Source organism: Cohnella rhizoplanae, assembly GCF_948329515.1.
Classification (GTDB): Bacteria; Bacillota; Bacilli; order Paenibacillales; family Paenibacillaceae; genus Cohnella; species Cohnella rhizoplanae.
The window spans coordinates 675,568-689,587 of the sequence record NZ_CAOJCN010000001.1 but is presented as its reverse complement, the minus strand read 5'-3'; the positions used below and the strand labels follow the sequence as shown (position 1 = coordinate 689,587).

At 60.6% G+C, this 14,020-nt stretch carries 14 protein-coding genes; all 14 read right to left on the bottom strand.

Annotation, left to right across the window (positions count from 1 at the left end; all coding sequences use genetic code 11):
- Positions 1–219: 219 nt before the first annotated feature.
- Positions 220–1,014: a TIGR00282 family metallophosphoesterase gene (locus tag PQG80_RS03120; RefSeq protein ID WP_271749666.1), complete on the bottom strand. Its 795-nt coding sequence runs from the start codon at positions 1,012–1,014 to the stop codon at positions 220–222.
- Positions 1,015–1,109: 95 nt separating this feature from the next.
- The gene (rny, locus tag PQG80_RS03115; RefSeq protein WP_271749665.1) at positions 1,110–2,651 is read right to left on the bottom strand and encodes a ribonuclease Y; all 1,542 of its coding nucleotides are present in this window, start codon (positions 2,649–2,651) and stop codon (positions 1,110–1,112) included.
- 283 nt (positions 2,652–2,934) lie between these two features.
- Entirely contained in the window at positions 2,935–3,948 is a 1,014-nt protein-coding gene (locus PQG80_RS03110; protein ID WP_271749664.1) for a regulatory protein RecX, read from the bottom strand.
- Positions 3,949–4,042: 94 nt separating this feature from the next.
- The gene (gene recA, locus PQG80_RS03105; RefSeq protein WP_271749663.1) at positions 4,043–5,098 is read right to left on the bottom strand and encodes a recombinase RecA; all 1,056 of its coding nucleotides are present in this window, start codon (positions 5,096–5,098) and stop codon (positions 4,043–4,045) included.
- Between the two features lie 389 nt (positions 5,099–5,487).
- The gene (locus PQG80_RS03100) at positions 5,488–6,741 is read right to left on the bottom strand and encodes a competence/damage-inducible protein A (protein ID WP_271749662.1); all 1,254 of its coding nucleotides are present in this window, start codon (positions 6,739–6,741) and stop codon (positions 5,488–5,490) included.
- Positions 6,738–7,355, bottom strand: a complete 618-nt coding sequence (gene pgsA / locus PQG80_RS03095; RefSeq protein WP_271749661.1) for a CDP-diacylglycerol--glycerol-3-phosphate 3-phosphatidyltransferase — start codon at positions 7,353–7,355, stop codon at positions 6,738–6,740. Before pgsA ends, PQG80_RS03100 begins: the two co-directional genes overlap by 4 nt.
- A 188-nt stretch (positions 7,356–7,543) precedes the next feature.
- Positions 7,544–8,035, bottom strand: a complete 492-nt coding sequence (locus tag PQG80_RS03090) for a YajQ family cyclic di-GMP-binding protein (RefSeq protein WP_271749660.1) — start codon at positions 8,033–8,035, stop codon at positions 7,544–7,546.
- 148 nt (positions 8,036–8,183) lie between these two features.
- Positions 8,184–8,345 carry a hypothetical protein gene (locus tag PQG80_RS03085; RefSeq protein WP_271749659.1) on the bottom strand — a complete coding sequence of 54 codons (162 nt, stop codon included), beginning with the start codon at positions 8,343–8,345 and terminating at the stop codon, positions 8,184–8,186.
- A gap of 81 nt (positions 8,346–8,426) precedes the next feature.
- Complete coding sequence (locus PQG80_RS03080; RefSeq protein WP_271749658.1) at positions 8,427–9,296, bottom strand: helix-turn-helix domain-containing protein; 870 nt, start codon at positions 9,294–9,296, stop codon at positions 8,427–8,429.
- 47 nt (positions 9,297–9,343) lie between these two features.
- Positions 9,344–10,114 carry a DUF3388 domain-containing protein gene (locus PQG80_RS03075; protein WP_271749657.1) on the bottom strand — a complete coding sequence of 257 codons (771 nt, stop codon included), beginning with the start codon at positions 10,112–10,114 and terminating at the stop codon, positions 9,344–9,346.
- A 202-nt stretch (positions 10,115–10,316) separates the two neighbouring features.
- A complete protein-coding gene (locus PQG80_RS03070; protein WP_271749656.1) occupies positions 10,317–10,568 on the bottom strand; it encodes a DUF3243 domain-containing protein in 252 nt (83 codons plus the stop codon).
- Positions 10,569–10,652: 84 nt separating this feature from the next.
- Positions 10,653–11,423 (bottom strand): elongation factor P 5-aminopentanone reductase, encoded by a 771-nt coding sequence (gene ymfI / locus PQG80_RS03065; RefSeq protein ID WP_271749655.1) that lies wholly within the window; start codon positions 11,421–11,423, stop codon positions 10,653–10,655.
- Complete coding sequence (yfmH, locus tag PQG80_RS03060; protein ID WP_271749654.1) at positions 11,420–12,706, bottom strand: EF-P 5-aminopentanol modification-associated protein YfmH; 1,287 nt, start codon at positions 12,704–12,706, stop codon at positions 11,420–11,422. Before yfmH ends, ymfI begins: the two co-directional genes overlap by 4 nt.
- Positions 12,693–13,991 (bottom strand): EF-P 5-aminopentanol modification-associated protein YfmF, encoded by a 1,299-nt coding sequence (gene yfmF, locus PQG80_RS03055; RefSeq protein WP_271749653.1) that lies wholly within the window; start codon positions 13,989–13,991, stop codon positions 12,693–12,695. The genes yfmH and yfmF overlap by 14 nt, the downstream gene beginning before the upstream one ends.
- Positions 13,992–14,020 lie beyond the last annotated feature (29 nt).

The following is a 14,020-nucleotide window of genomic DNA, read 5'->3' as shown; positions in this document are numbered from 1 at the left end:
GGGGTTAAGGCTGGGCTCACTAACCGATCATATTCGGGATGGCGGCGATTAATTCCTGCCCGTCTCGCATCGCGGGGCTGTATATATTCGAATTATTCTGAATTTATTGACGACTGCGAATAGGCGGCAAAAACGAAAAAAACCGCACCCACCGGTGCGGCTCGCTTCCGTCGTTTATTCGGCTGTCATGAACGGCTGCAGCGGCTTATCGACGGAAGATCAGGCCGGTATCCAGCTGTCTTCGTCCACGCGAATCGTGCGGACGCTCACGGCCTTGCCGGTCGCTTCGTCGATGTCGACGAACAGCCCGTTGAGATGCCACTTCGTCTCGGCCACCTGGAACCTGGCCGGCATGCCGGTGATAAACTTGCGAATCACGCTCTCCCGCTCCATGCCGAGCACGCCGTCGCGCGGTCCGGTCATGCCCGCGTCCGTCACGTAAGCGGTACCTTCGGGGAGGATACGATCGTCGTTGGTCTGAACGTGGGTGTGGGTGCCGAGTACGACCGACGCGCGTCCGTCCAGATGCCATCCCATGGCGATTTTCTCGCTCGTCGCTTCGGCATGGAAGTCGACCAAAATGCACTTCGTCTTGCGGCGCAGTTCGTCGATGATCTCGTCGGCCTTCCGGAACGGACAATCGGACGGCGGGAGGAAGGTCCGGCCGATCAGGTTCACGATGCCGAGCTCCCGGCTGCCGCTCTTGATGATCGTGTATCCGCGGCCCGGCGTGCCCGGCGGAAGATTGGCGGGCCGGATCATGCGGGCTTCGTCGTCGATAAAATCGAAGATCTCCCGGTTATCCCACGTATGGTTGCCCATCGTGATGCCCTGCACGCCCGCAGCGAACAGCTCGCGGGTGATGGCGGCGTTAATCCCGCGGCCGCCTGCCGCATTTTCGCCGTTTGCGATGACGATATGCGGCTGATACCGGTCCTTGAGCCACGGCAGCAGCCGCTTGACCGTATCCCGGCCGACCTGGCCGACGATATCTCCGATAAAGACGACTTTCATGAAATCCACCTTTCTTCTGCAAAACCAGTCTATTCTTTTATACGCCTGACATAGGAGAAGTGGCCGCCACGGTTGACGGCCACTCCCTCGTTATCTTATTTTGCGTATTCGACCGCTCGCGTCTCGCGTATGACCGTGACCTTAATATGCCCCGGATAATCGAGTTCGCTTTCGATCTTTTTGGTAATGTCGCGTGCCAGGCGGAACGCCTCGCCGTCGTCGACCTTCTCCGGCTGTACCATGACGCGAACTTCGCGTCCGGCCTGGATGGCGTAAGACTTCTCGACGCCGTCGAACGACTCCGAGATCGCCTCCAGCTTCTCCAGCCGGCGAATGTACGTCTCGAGCGTCTCGCGGCGCGCGCCCGGGCGGGCTGCGCTGAGCGCGTCGGCGGCACCGACGAGCATCGCGATGACCGAAGTCGCCTCCACGTCGCCGTGGTGGGACGCGATACTGTTGATGACGACCGGGTGCTCCTTGTATTTCTTCGCCAATTCAACGCCAATCTCGACATGCGAACCTTCCACTTCGTGGTCGAGCGCCTTGCCGATATCATGCAGCAAGCCGGCGCGCTTGGCGAGAGAAATGTCCTCTCCCAGCTCGGCTGCCATCAGTCCGGTCAGATATGCGACCTCCATCGAATGCTTAAGCACATTCTGGCCGTAGCTCGTACGGAACTTCAGGCGACCGAGAATCTTGATGAGGTCCGGATGGAGACCGTGAACGCCTACCTCGAACGTAGCTTGCTCTCCGTACTCGCGGATCCGCTCGTCCACTTCGCGGCGGGACTTCTCCACCATCTCCTCGATGCGGGCAGGGTGGATGCGTCCGTCGGCGACGAGCTTCTCGAGCGCGGTACGGGCGATCTCGCGGCGGATCGGGTCGAAGCCCGACAGGATGACGGCCTCCGGCGTATCGTCGATGATAAGATCGATGCCCGTGAGGGTCTCCAGCGCGCGGATGTTCCGGCCTTCGCGGCCGATGATCCGGCCCTTCATCTCTTCGTTCGGCAGCGTTACGACGGATACCGTCGTCTCCGCGACGTGATCCGCGGCGCAACGCTGAATCGCGAGCGAGATAATGTCGCGGGCGCGCTTGTCGCCTTCTTCCTTCGCCTGCTGCTCAATGTCTTTAATGAGTTGAGCGGTCTCGTGGCGCACTTCCTGCTCGACCGTCGATAGAATCAGCTGCTTGGCGTCATCCATCGTGAGGTTCGAGATGCGCTCGAGCTCCGTAATTTGCTGCTTATGAAGCGTCTCGATCTGTTCTTGGGTCTCTTCGATCCGTTTCTCTTTGTTGGCGACTTGCTCCTCCTTGCGTTCCAGCTGCTCCAGCTTGCGGTCCAGCGATTCTTCCTTCTGAACCAGCCGGCGTTCCTGCCGCTGAATCTCGTTGCGGCGCTCTCGAATATCGCGTTCCGCTTCGTTCCGGAGCTTGTGCACCTCGTCTTTGGCTTCCAGTACCGTCTCCTTGCGGAGAGCGTCGGCTTCTTTTTTAGCATTCTCTACGATCTGCTTCGCCGCTTCTTCGGCACTGGATATTTTAGCTTCCGCAATGGACTTGCGTACAACATAACCGATCCCAAAGAAAAGCACGCCAACAACGATGACGATCAAGACCCAGATCCATGTGTCCATGGTCTTCACCTCCTCGTTGCATCACCAAGGCAAATCTTGGGACACCTATTTAATTGTGCTCCGGTTTCAGAACCGTTCCGTAGTCTCGCGTAAATCGTCGAATAATCACATTCCGAATCGTTTTTTGGAAGGAAAAAGGATCGGAAGCGCGATGATGGAATACTCACTCATTGTATCTTTTGTGAAAATGGATTGTCAAGCAATGCCGGGAGGACGTTCCAACGCATCCCGCCGTCGTAACGGACGGCGCTAAAGCTTGCCCGGACCGGCATGTCTAGGACGCTCACTGAAAGTCGTCTTCTTCGTACGGCTCGTCCTGCTGCTCCCATTCCTCCGCTTCGGCGGCGGAAGCCGTAGCCCTGCGTACCGCTTCGCGCGCGGCCGCGTTCGGGAACCCCCTCCGCAGCAGCACGTTCATGAGCTTCATTTGCTTTTCCCGCTCGCTCTTCCCCTTAATGGAAGGCCACCGCTTGACGGCGAGCGCCAGCGCGGACGCTTTCTCCGCCTCGTCGTCGATCCCGCGGATCGCTTCCTCGATCTCCTGTTTGTCGATCCCGCGCTGCATCAGCTCCTGGCGAACCAGTCGGCTGCCCTTCTTTTGCCCGGTCACGCGCTGTTCCGTAAAGCGCTGCGCGAAGACGGCGTCGTTCACGTAGCCTTGCTTCACGAGCCGCTCCAGGCAGCCGCTGATCGCTTCGGGCGCATACCCTTTGCGCGCAAGCCCCCGCCTGAGCTCGGCCTGCGTACGGGCCTTGAAGTCCAGCATATACAGCGCGGAGCGATAGGCCTCTTCCTTCTCCTGCTCCTTGCGGAGCATCTCCCACTCCTCGGGGGACAACCTCCGGTCCTTAAGCAGCCGCCACTCGACCAGCGTATCCTCATGAACGCTGATCAGCGTCTGCTCCGACTCGCCGTCAACCGCGACCGCCAGCTTGTACATCGCCGGCCGCTTGGGGTCCGCTTCGACGGCCGCGATGACCGCCGAAGCCGGCGCCTTGCGCCGCTCGTCCGCCTCATCATCCGCGTCCTCGGCTTGCCGCCTGGCGTATCCGGATCTCGCATTCCCGCCCTGGCGAACATTCGCTCCCATTCCCGACCTGGTCCACGACGATTTCCCGCTTGATCGCGACTTCTTTGCTGCCGCGGACTTACCGCCTGAACGCCCTGAGTTCTCCTCGTCCGATTCCGCGGATCCCCGCGGCGAAGCGCTGAGCGTGCGCGACCGATCCCAATCCTGCTCTTCCGATATGTCTACGATCCGGTCAGCCGGGTTCGGCTCCGATTTCTTTTCAACCATTGCCGGTCAACCTCCTCGCTTTTAGCTGCTTTAATTATAAACCCATACACCTAAAAGGGCATCCGCGGCTGCGGACGCCCTAAGCTGATGCCTATTATTCGTTCTCGAAGTCCGGCTCTTCCTCGTCGTCCGGCTGCGCCTCGCTGGTGCGGGCAGCCACAGCCACCTCGTTTAACGTAGCCTCGCGAATTTGCCTTTCGATCTGCCCGGTAAGGTCAGCGTGATCCTTCAGGAACTGCTTCGAATTCTCACGCCCCTGTCCGAGACGCTCGCCGTTGTAAGAGAACCAAGCGCCGCTCTTCTGCACGATATCCAGCTCTACGCCGATATCGATGATGCTGCCTTCGCGAGAGATGCCTTCGCCGTACATAATGTCGACCTCCGCCTGCCTGAACGGCGGAGCCACCTTGTTCTTCACGACCTTGATGCGCGTCCGGTTGCCCACGACGTCATTGCCTTGCTTGATGGACTCAATCCGGCGCACGTCAAGACGCACGCTGGCGTAGAACTTGAGCGCGCGGCCGCCCGGCGTCGTCTCGGGATTGCCAAACATAACGCCGACCTTCTCGCGAAGCTGGTTGATGAACACCGCGATGGACTTGGACTTGCTGATGGCGCCGGACAGCTTGCGCATCGCTTGCGACATCAGTCGCGCCTGCAGGCCCACGAACGAATCGCCCATGTCGCCCTCGATCTCGGCCTTCGGCACGAGCGCAGCGACCGAGTCGACGACCACGATGTCGACCGCGCCGCTGCGGACGAGCGCTTCGGCGATCTCCAGCGCCTGCTCGCCGGTATCCGGCTGGCTCAGCAGCAGTTCGTCGATATTGACGCCCAGGTTGCGGGCGTACAGCGGATCGAGCGCATGCTCGGCGTCGATAAAGGCGGCTTGTCCGCCGGCCCGTTGTACCTCGGCGATCGCATGCAGGGCGACGGTCGTCTTGCCCGAAGATTCCGGGCCGTACACTTCAATAATCCGGCCCCGCGGGAATCCGCCGATCCCGAGGGCGATATCCAAAGCCAGCGCTCCGCTGGAATACGTCTCGACTTGCAGGTTGGCTTGCTCTCCCAGCTTCATGATCGAGCCCTTGCCGAATTGCTTTTCAATCTGGCGCAATGCCATCTCTAATGCGGCGCGACGATCGGACAACACACCCACATCCTTATCATTTAATAGTTATATTATAACTTTTTTTTAACCGTTTGCCAAGCTTTTTGCGAACATTTGTTCGAATTACTTCCAAAAAAGAACCGCAGCAAAGTATTCTTCGCTACGGTTCTTCCGCAACTTTCCTAATCAATCTATCATAATTCGACAACCGGCGCAAGCTCGTCCCCTGCCGCAATCGTCCCGCCACCCCCTTCGCCATCGTCCGCAAAACAAAAAGCGCCGCCGTCCTCCGTCAGGAGAACGCGCGGCGCATGCTTTGCGGCCGATCGATTCGATAGATGCATTTTATCAGACGGAAGATGAATGCGCAATGCGGACGCTGCCGAAACGAATGCAATCGCAAGGTCCAGTCAACCGCCGCGCCTGCGTCAGTCCTTGCCGGTGAGCCGCAGCCAGGCCATGTACAGCGCCCGCTTCGCGGCGCGGATCCGGATGCCTTCGCGGTCGCCCTGCAGCTGCAGCCGCTCCGCCCGGGCGGGCTTGCCCCGCTCGGCGATCGCGATGAAGACCAGCCCGACGGGCTTGCCTTCGGAGGAAGCCGGTCCCGCCACCCCGGTAACGGACAATGCCAGATCCGTGTCGGCCGACCGGCGCATTCCCTCCGCCATCGCGAGGGCGGTCTCCTCGCTGACCGCTCCCGGGGCGTTCTCGACCTCGAGCAGCGCGGGGTCGACGCCAAGCAGATCCCGCTTCACGGAATTGCTGTAGCTCACGACGCCGCCCAGGAACGCGTCCGCGCTGCCCGGAACCGTCGTCAGCAGCGTCGCGATGAGGCCGCCCGTACAGCTCTCCGCGCAGGAGATCGTGCGCCGCTGCGCCGCGAGCAGACGAATGACCTCCGCCTCCAGCGGCACGTCGCTCTCCGCGTACAGATAACGCTCGCCGCGCCTGCGGATCTCGTCCAGCGTCGGAGCCAGCCGGCGCTCCGCCTCCTGGGCCGTAGCGGCCTTGGTGGACACCCGGAGCGCCACCTCGCCTTCCTTGGCGTACGTGGCCAGCGTCGGGTCGCGCTGCGCCTCGATCAGATCCTTGTACAGCTCCTCAAGCGCGGACTCGCCGATGCCGCAGAAGCGCAGCATCGCCGAATGAAGCGCTTCTGCGCCGCCCAGCCGCTCGGTCAGCCACGCGCTGCCGTCGTTCAGGAACATCGGCTTCATCTCCCGCGGCGGGCCGGGCAGCAGCATATAGTGCGTGCCGCCCGCCGTGAGCGCGCTGCCGACGGCAAGCCCGGCGTCGTTGCGCAGCGGCGAAGCCCCCTCGACCAGCATGGCCTGCCGGCGGTTGATCTCGATCAGCGATGCAGGGCGGCCCGCGAACAGGGCTTCGATCTTGGCGAGCGTAGGCTCGTGCATCGTGATGCCGACGCCGAGGTGGGCCGCCAGCACGTCCCTCGTGAGATCGTCCATCGTTGGCCCCAAGCCGCCGGTGAACAGAACGAGGTCGGCTCTGGACTCGGCGATCGCGATCGCTTCCTTCAGGCGCGCCTCGTTATCCCCGACGACGGTCTGAAAATACACGTCGACGCCGAGATCGGCGAGACGCTGCGATAGAAACTGCGCGTTGGTGTTGACGATCTGGCCGAGCAGCAGCTCGGTACCGACCGCGATGATCTCTGCTCTCATGCGTTCCGGCGCGCCTCCTTGCCGTCGTCGACGGGCGGATCGGACAACGGAATCACGTTTTTGTTTTTCACGAAGTAATCGACACCCGAGTACACCGTAATGACGGCCGCCGCCCAAATGGCGATCGTATCGAGCGGGATGTGCACGTAAAAGAACGGGAAGTTGTTCAGCAGCAGCACGATGATCATCGCGATCTGAATGGCCGTCTTCCATTTGCCCCACTTGCTGGCGGCCATGACGGACCCTTCGAGCAAGGCGACCTGGCGAAGCCCCGTGACCGCCCATTCGCGGCTGATGATGACGATGGCGACCCATGCGTCGAGCTTGCCCATCTCGACCAGCGAGATCAAGACGGCCGCGACCAGCAGCTTGTCCGCGAGCGGATCGAGCAGCTTGCCGAGATTCGTCACGATCTTATGCTTGCGGGCGATGTAGCCGTCCAGACCGTCGGTGCTGGCCGCGATGATGAACAGAATCAGGGCGAAGACCTGATTGTAGGAAATCGAGTACGTGCCGATGGTGAGCGGCGACACGTCGAGCTTGACCAGCAGGAAAAAGGTCATGATCGGCACCAGGAAGATACGTGCGAGCGTTATTCGATTCGCCAAATTCATGAAGACACCTCCCCATTTTCATGCCGGCCGCCGTCGTATGCGGGCTGCTGCGGGCTGCGGAGCCGTTGTCCGCGGACTGTCTCTACCATGAATGACTTCCCCCAGGCTTTTTCGCCAAATTGAATGTTCAAGTCAGTATAAATGAAGCCGCGCCAAAGTGTCAAAAATTGCCGAAAGGCGCGCCCCGTTTAGCGGTAATTCGTAAATTGAAGCTCGAGCGGCAGCTCGGCGCCCTTGAGCAGGGACATGATCGCCTGCAAGTCGTCCTTGCTCTTGCCCGTCACGCGCAGCTGATCTCCCTGGATCTGGCTCTTTACCTTCAACTTCGAGTCTCGAATCAAAATGTTGATTTTCCTCGCGTTATCCTGATCGACGCCCTGCTTGAGCTTGATATTCTGCCGGACCGTACTCCCCGATGCGGGCTCGATCTTGCCGTAGTCGAGATTGCGAATCGGCACGCCCCGCTTGATCAGCTTGCTCTGCAAAATATCGATCACGCTCTTCAGACGGTATTCGTCGTCCGAAGCCACGGTAAGCGATTCGCCCTCGAGGGAGATGCTGCTCTTGCTGCCCTTGAAGTCGAACCGGGTCTCGATCTCCTTCACCGCCTGCTGGACGGCGTTGCTCACTTCCTGCAGTTCTACCTTGGAAACGATGTCGAATGAGTATTCGGATGCCATATGTAGTCTTCCTTTCCTGATTATCGATTGTGTCCATTATAACACGATCATGCGCCAGGTTTCCAAGATGCGCGCGCATCGGAAACCCGCCGGCCCGCAAAAAAAAAGAGAATGAGTGCGCGCTCATTCTCCCCTTGGTGCGTTAAGATCACCTGCCGCGGGCAGGCTCGCGGAACAAATCCAGCACGCCGAGCACGATCCAGGCAAGCCCGAAGCCTAGAATGCCGTAGCCCCAGGCGCTCGGCGTCATTAGCCAGCCCAGCAAGCTGACGACGACGCCGATCGCGGTCACGATCCAACTGACGGCCATGCGCAATAACCTCCATGCGAGAGTATCCCTTGCCTACCCTAGCCTGTCTCCAGAGGTTATCGAATATGCGTAGGCCTCTCGTCAAGGCGTGGGCGTAGCCGATTGAACGGCGTTGTCTACGACCGTAAAGATGAATCTTCTGCGGCCGGAAACGTCTTCGTCGTCGACGGCGATGCCGTCGATCTCGATCTGCGCGCCTTTGGCGAAGCCCAGATTCACGTACAGCGGCGTCTCGCCGAGCTCGAACTTTAGAACCTCGTCCTGCTCCGGTGTCTTGCCGTAGATCGACTTGCCCGAGGAATTGTTATAGTTCACGCCGACCCAGCTCTTGCCCCCGGGAAAGGTAATCTTTATCTCGTGCGTCCCTGCCGGCGATACGTCGAAGTAATACCGGCTGTTCTTTTTCTCGCGGAACGTAACGGTCGTCTGCGGCGGCGTAGGCGTCGGGGTCGGCGTAGGCGTAGGCGTGGCCGTCGGCGTGGCTGACGCGGCGGGCGAACCGGTCTCCGTCGAGATGGGAGGCGCGGTCGCTCCCCCGGGCGTATCGGCGGTTTCCTTGTTGTTCACGTAATATACGTAAAGCACGACGGCGATCAGTACGGGGAAAAGCCACATGAGCGAGGTAACCGCGACCTTGCCCGCCCGATCGTTGTGCTGGACCCTTCTGCTCTTGGGTTGGATATAAGGCTCAGGCGAGGCGGCTTCCGTCGTCTGCGCCTTGGGCAATTCCTTGTGATAGAGCCGCAGCACCTCCTCGGCGTCGAGTCCTACCGTCTCGGCGTACGTCTTGACGAAGGCGCGGACGTAGAACGAACCGGGCAGTACCTTGTAATCGCCGGATTCGATCGCTTCCAGGTAGCGTTTGCGGATCTTCGTGATTTCCTGGATGTCGTCGAGGCTGTACCCCCGCTGCTCCCTCGCTTTGCGAAGCAGCAATCCCAGATCGGACACAAACTTCACCTCCGGCCGTTTCCTTTATAATCGGTAATCGCTTTAATTCAGAAGCCGCCGTCGAGGCCGGCGGTCGTGAAGTTCTCGTACGTAATCTCTTCGTCGGGCGTATTGCGCAGCTCGACGATGCAGTCGAACACGTCGTAGTCGAAGCTCGACTCGCGGACGAAGATGTCGGGATGCTCGATCACCTTGGTGGACGGCATCGCCATAATGTCCTGCAGCAGACTGTAATGCTTGTCGTTGGAGCGGATCGTGCTCACGATGCCGTCGATGATGAACACATTGTGCGGGTTCAGCTCTTCCTCGGATAGCTGGCTGCGTACGGTCTGACGGAGCAGCGTCGAAGAGACGAACGCCCACCGCTTGTTGGCGCACACGCTGCCGGCGATGATGGACTCGGTCTTCCCGACGCGCGGCATGCCGCGAAGGCCGATCGTCTGGTTGCCCTCCTGCTTGAAGAGCTCGCCCAGGAAGTCGACGAGCAGTCCAAGCTCGTCCCGCGTGAAGCGGAACGTCTTGCGGTCGTCCGAATCCCTCTCGATATATCTTCCGTGCCGGACGGCCAGAATATCCGTCAGGCGGGGCGGACGCAGGGTCACGATCGAGATGTTCTCCACCTTGGCCAGCATTTTGCCGAGCAGCTCGATCTTCTCGTCGTCGTCGGTCTGCAGCAGCATGCCGCGGGTGCGGTCTTCCACGCCGTTGATCGTCAGGATATTCACTTCGAGCATGCCGAGCAGAGACGCGATGTCTCCGAGCAGGCCCGGACGGTTTTTATGTATCTTATATTCCATATACCACTGTTTTGTATTCATTAGACACCTCTATGCGGATTCCTTCAAACTTCATTCTACATCGCAGGACTCGCTCCTGCAAAAGTCAACAACAGATTCCTACTTAAGACCTATTCGATTATAAATGCCCATTCGTCGGATAGCCGCCTGCGACGAGACCGGCAACCGAAAAAGAAGGCTCCGCCTTGAACGGCGGAACCTCCTTCATTGCCGGACTTCAAGCTCAGCTATGTTTAGCGAGCTTGACCATGAGCGCGGCCATCGTCTTGCGTTCGGTTTCGTCGCCTACGTCCCACAGTTCCTTCAGGACGCGCTGCTCTTCGTTTTTCGGATCCACCCTGTTGTCGAGAAATTCGCCGATCTCGTACGCGAGCTTGGCGATCGAGTCTTCGCCGATACCCATATTCTTCGCGGCCTCGATCCGGTCGCCCAGAAAGTTTTTCCAGGATTCAAAGTTGCTGAGCACGGTAGACATCGGGCATCCTCCTTGATGGTTGGGATCAATGCTCCTATAAGATGTCCCCGGCCGCATCGCTTTATGCGGACGAAGCGCGTGCGCCTACATGCGCCAGCCGCCGGTCAGGCCGATGATCTGACCCGTAATATAATCGGAAGCGCCAAGCGTCAGGAAGCGTACGAGCTCGGCCACCTCCTCCGGCGTAGCGAAACGCCGCATCGGCACCTCCTCGCGGAGCGCCGCTCGCTCGGCCTCGTCCAATTCCGCCAGCATGTCCGTCTCGACCATCCCCGGCGCGACGGCGTTCACCGTCACGCCGGCCGTGGCCAGCTCTCTGGCCAGCGCTTTGGTCAGACCGTTAACTCCGCCCTTCGCGGCCGAATAGGCGACCTCGCCGGCCGCCCCGACCACGCCCCACACGCTGCTGATGTGCACGATCCGACCGCCGCGGCGCCATGACATCGACGGACCGAAGCTTTTGGCAAGCCCGTACGCGGCCTTCAGGTGCACATGCTGGATGTCGTCCCACTCCGACTCCCCGAGATCCTCCAACAAGCCATAATGGGCGGTGCCCGCCGCGTGTACCAGGATGTCAGGCATTCTGCCCGATAGCTCGAGACGCGCCTTAAGCGCGGCGATCTGGGCGGCCGAACGGACGTCGGCCGCCGCGGGCTCCGCGAAAGCGGCCCCGAGCGCCAGGCAATCCGCTGCCACCGCCTCGGCCTGCTCGCGCGAACGGTAATAGTGAACGATGACGCCCGCGCCGTCCCGGGACAGCCTGCGCGCGACCGCGGCGCCGATCCCGCGGGACGCGCCGGTGACGAGCGCGCAGACCGGCGTCTGAGCCGTGCGGTCCGCAGGCGTCGCCGTCACTCGGTATCCGACCTGACGATGCAGACCGAGCGCCGGCCGGCGTCCGCGAGCTCGCGGAGCCGCTCGTGCACGTCGGCCAGCGTGATGCTCTCGTACAGACGGACGACGTCGAACAGATCGCCGCCCCTGAAGCGGTACCGCGTGAATTCGCCCGCGATCGCCTCGGGACTGTTCAGCATCCGAAGGTAGGCGCCGATCTTCTTGGCCCGGGTGCGCTCGAACGACGCCTCGGGCAAGCCGTCGCGGATCGCCGCCTCGATCGCGTCCACGACGCGCTGCTGGAGCTCATCCGGATCGCGCGTATCCCCGCCGATAACGGCGAAGGCATAACCGGGTCCGGTGTTGTACTCGTGGCCGAAGCTGTCCGAGATTAGGTTGTCGTCGTACAGCTGCTGGTAAAAAGGCGAACTGGAGCCGACGAGTACGTCCAGCATCAGCTTGGCCGCGAGCTCTCTGCGAATACCGGCTTCGCCTGCGGGAAAGGGACCCGACTCCTTGAAGCCGATCATGCACTTGGGCAGAGATACCGGCAGCTTCACGACGCGCCTGCTCTCCCGGACGCCCGTCGGTTCGGCTTCGAATAGGCGCTCGATCGAGCCGCCGGGCGGAAACGTCTTGCGCGCCTGATTGCGCCGTACCCGATCGAGCGTCTCCTCGGGGTCCACGCCTCCGACCACGAACAAGGTCATATTCGACGGATGGTAGAACGTATGGTAGCAATCGTATAGCTGTTCCTTGGTAATCGAGAGCACGGACGCCTCCGTGCCCGCGATGTCGATATGCACGGGATGCTTGGCGTAGAGCGATTCGATCAGGCCGAAGTATACGCGCCAGTCCGCATTGTCCTTGTACATGTTGATTTCCTGGACGATAATCCCTTTTTCCTTCTCGACGTTCTCATCCGTAAAATACGGATTCTGCACGAAGTCGAGCAGCGTGTCGAGGCTCGCAAGAGGGTCGCCCGCGGATGAAAACAGGTAGGAAGTACGGTCGAAGCTCGTAAATGCGTTGGCTGACGCCCCCTGCTCGGCAAAACGCGAAAACACGTCGCCTTCGGGCTCCTCGAACATCTTGTGCTCTAAAAAATGGGCAATGCCGTCCGGCACGGCGCGCGCCTCTTGCCCTTCCGGACGAAAGTGATTGTCCACCGACCCATATCGGGTCGTAAAAGTCGCATAGGTTTTCGTAAAACCGGGCTTCGGCAGCACGAACACCTCGAGCCCGTTGTCCAGCACCTCGCGGTAGAGCGTCTCCTGAAGCTTCGGATAATCAAGCTTGGACATGGGCCGCCTCCTCCTTCAGATCCCGCAGGAAGTAGATCGTATCCAGTCCGACGCCCTGCGCGACGTCCGCCGCCCGCTCCGCCGTCACGGATTCGATGGCATTGATCAAATCCTCCGCGCTGCGCAGCTTGCCGGACACGACGCCGTTGTAGTCGAAGGTGATCCGTTCGAAAGCGGAATCCTGAATCTCGCGAAGTTGATTGACGAGCATCGCCTTGGTCTTGGACAGCTCCTGCTCGTCGATGCGGCCGGCGCGCATCTCTTCAAGCTGCTCGAGAATGATCGCGAGCGCGCGCTCGTAGTTGGCGATCTCGATGCCCGACTGAATCGTGAGCAATCCCTTGTGACCGTCGAGACGGGACGAAGCATAGTAGGCGAGACTCGCCTTTTCCCTTACGTGGACGAACAGCTTGGAATGCGGAAACGCGCCGAGCACGCCGTTGTAGACCAACAGGTCGGGATAACGGGCGTCGGAATAGGCGATACCGGTCCGCAGGCCGAGGTTGAGCTTGCCCTGGCCGACGTCGAGCCGCTCGACCACGGTTCGAGGCGCTTCCGCCGCTGGCCTGATCTCTGCCGCGCGGTAGGTTCCCGGCTGTCCGTCCGGCAGACGGAAGTATTGACCCGCCCAGGCGGACACCTGCTCGAGCGACGTGTCGCCGGAGACGTACAGATCGAAAACGGCCTCGTCCAGCCACTTGCGGTAGCTCTCGTAAAGCGAAGCGGGCGTGACCGCGGGCAGCTCTTCCTTTCTCCCAATCGCGAGAAGCCTGTAAGATTCGTTGCGGCACATCTCCTCGAGGCAGCGCTCGGCCGCATAGCGGATCTTGTCGTTGATGATGGATTCGATGCGCTTTTCCACGGTCGTCTTTTCGGACTCCGTATACTTGATCCTGAACGCGCCGTCCTCCAGCGCCGGATTCGTCACCGTCTCTCCCATGAAGCGCAGCGCCTCCTCAAGAAGCGACTGCCGCGAAGAAACGAAGGCGTCGTTAATGATATCGAGGCGGAATTGAACGATCTGATAATCTCCGCGTTTGTAAATATCGAAGCCGAAACCGGCGCCGTACAGCTCGTCGAGACGCTCCCTGAACTGAATCGTCTCGGGATAGGTACGGGTGCCCCGGCGGAGCACGAAAGGAGCGAGCGCGACCTGCGTAACCCGGGATTCGTCGAGCGGTACGCCCGCGAACAGCGACAAAGAAAACGTTTTGAACCGGGTGGTCGGCAACACGTGAATGCGCATGCGGCCGACGGCGCCGCGCTGGAACACTTCAGTCTGCAAGGCCTCAGATCCCTTCCCTGATTCTGGAT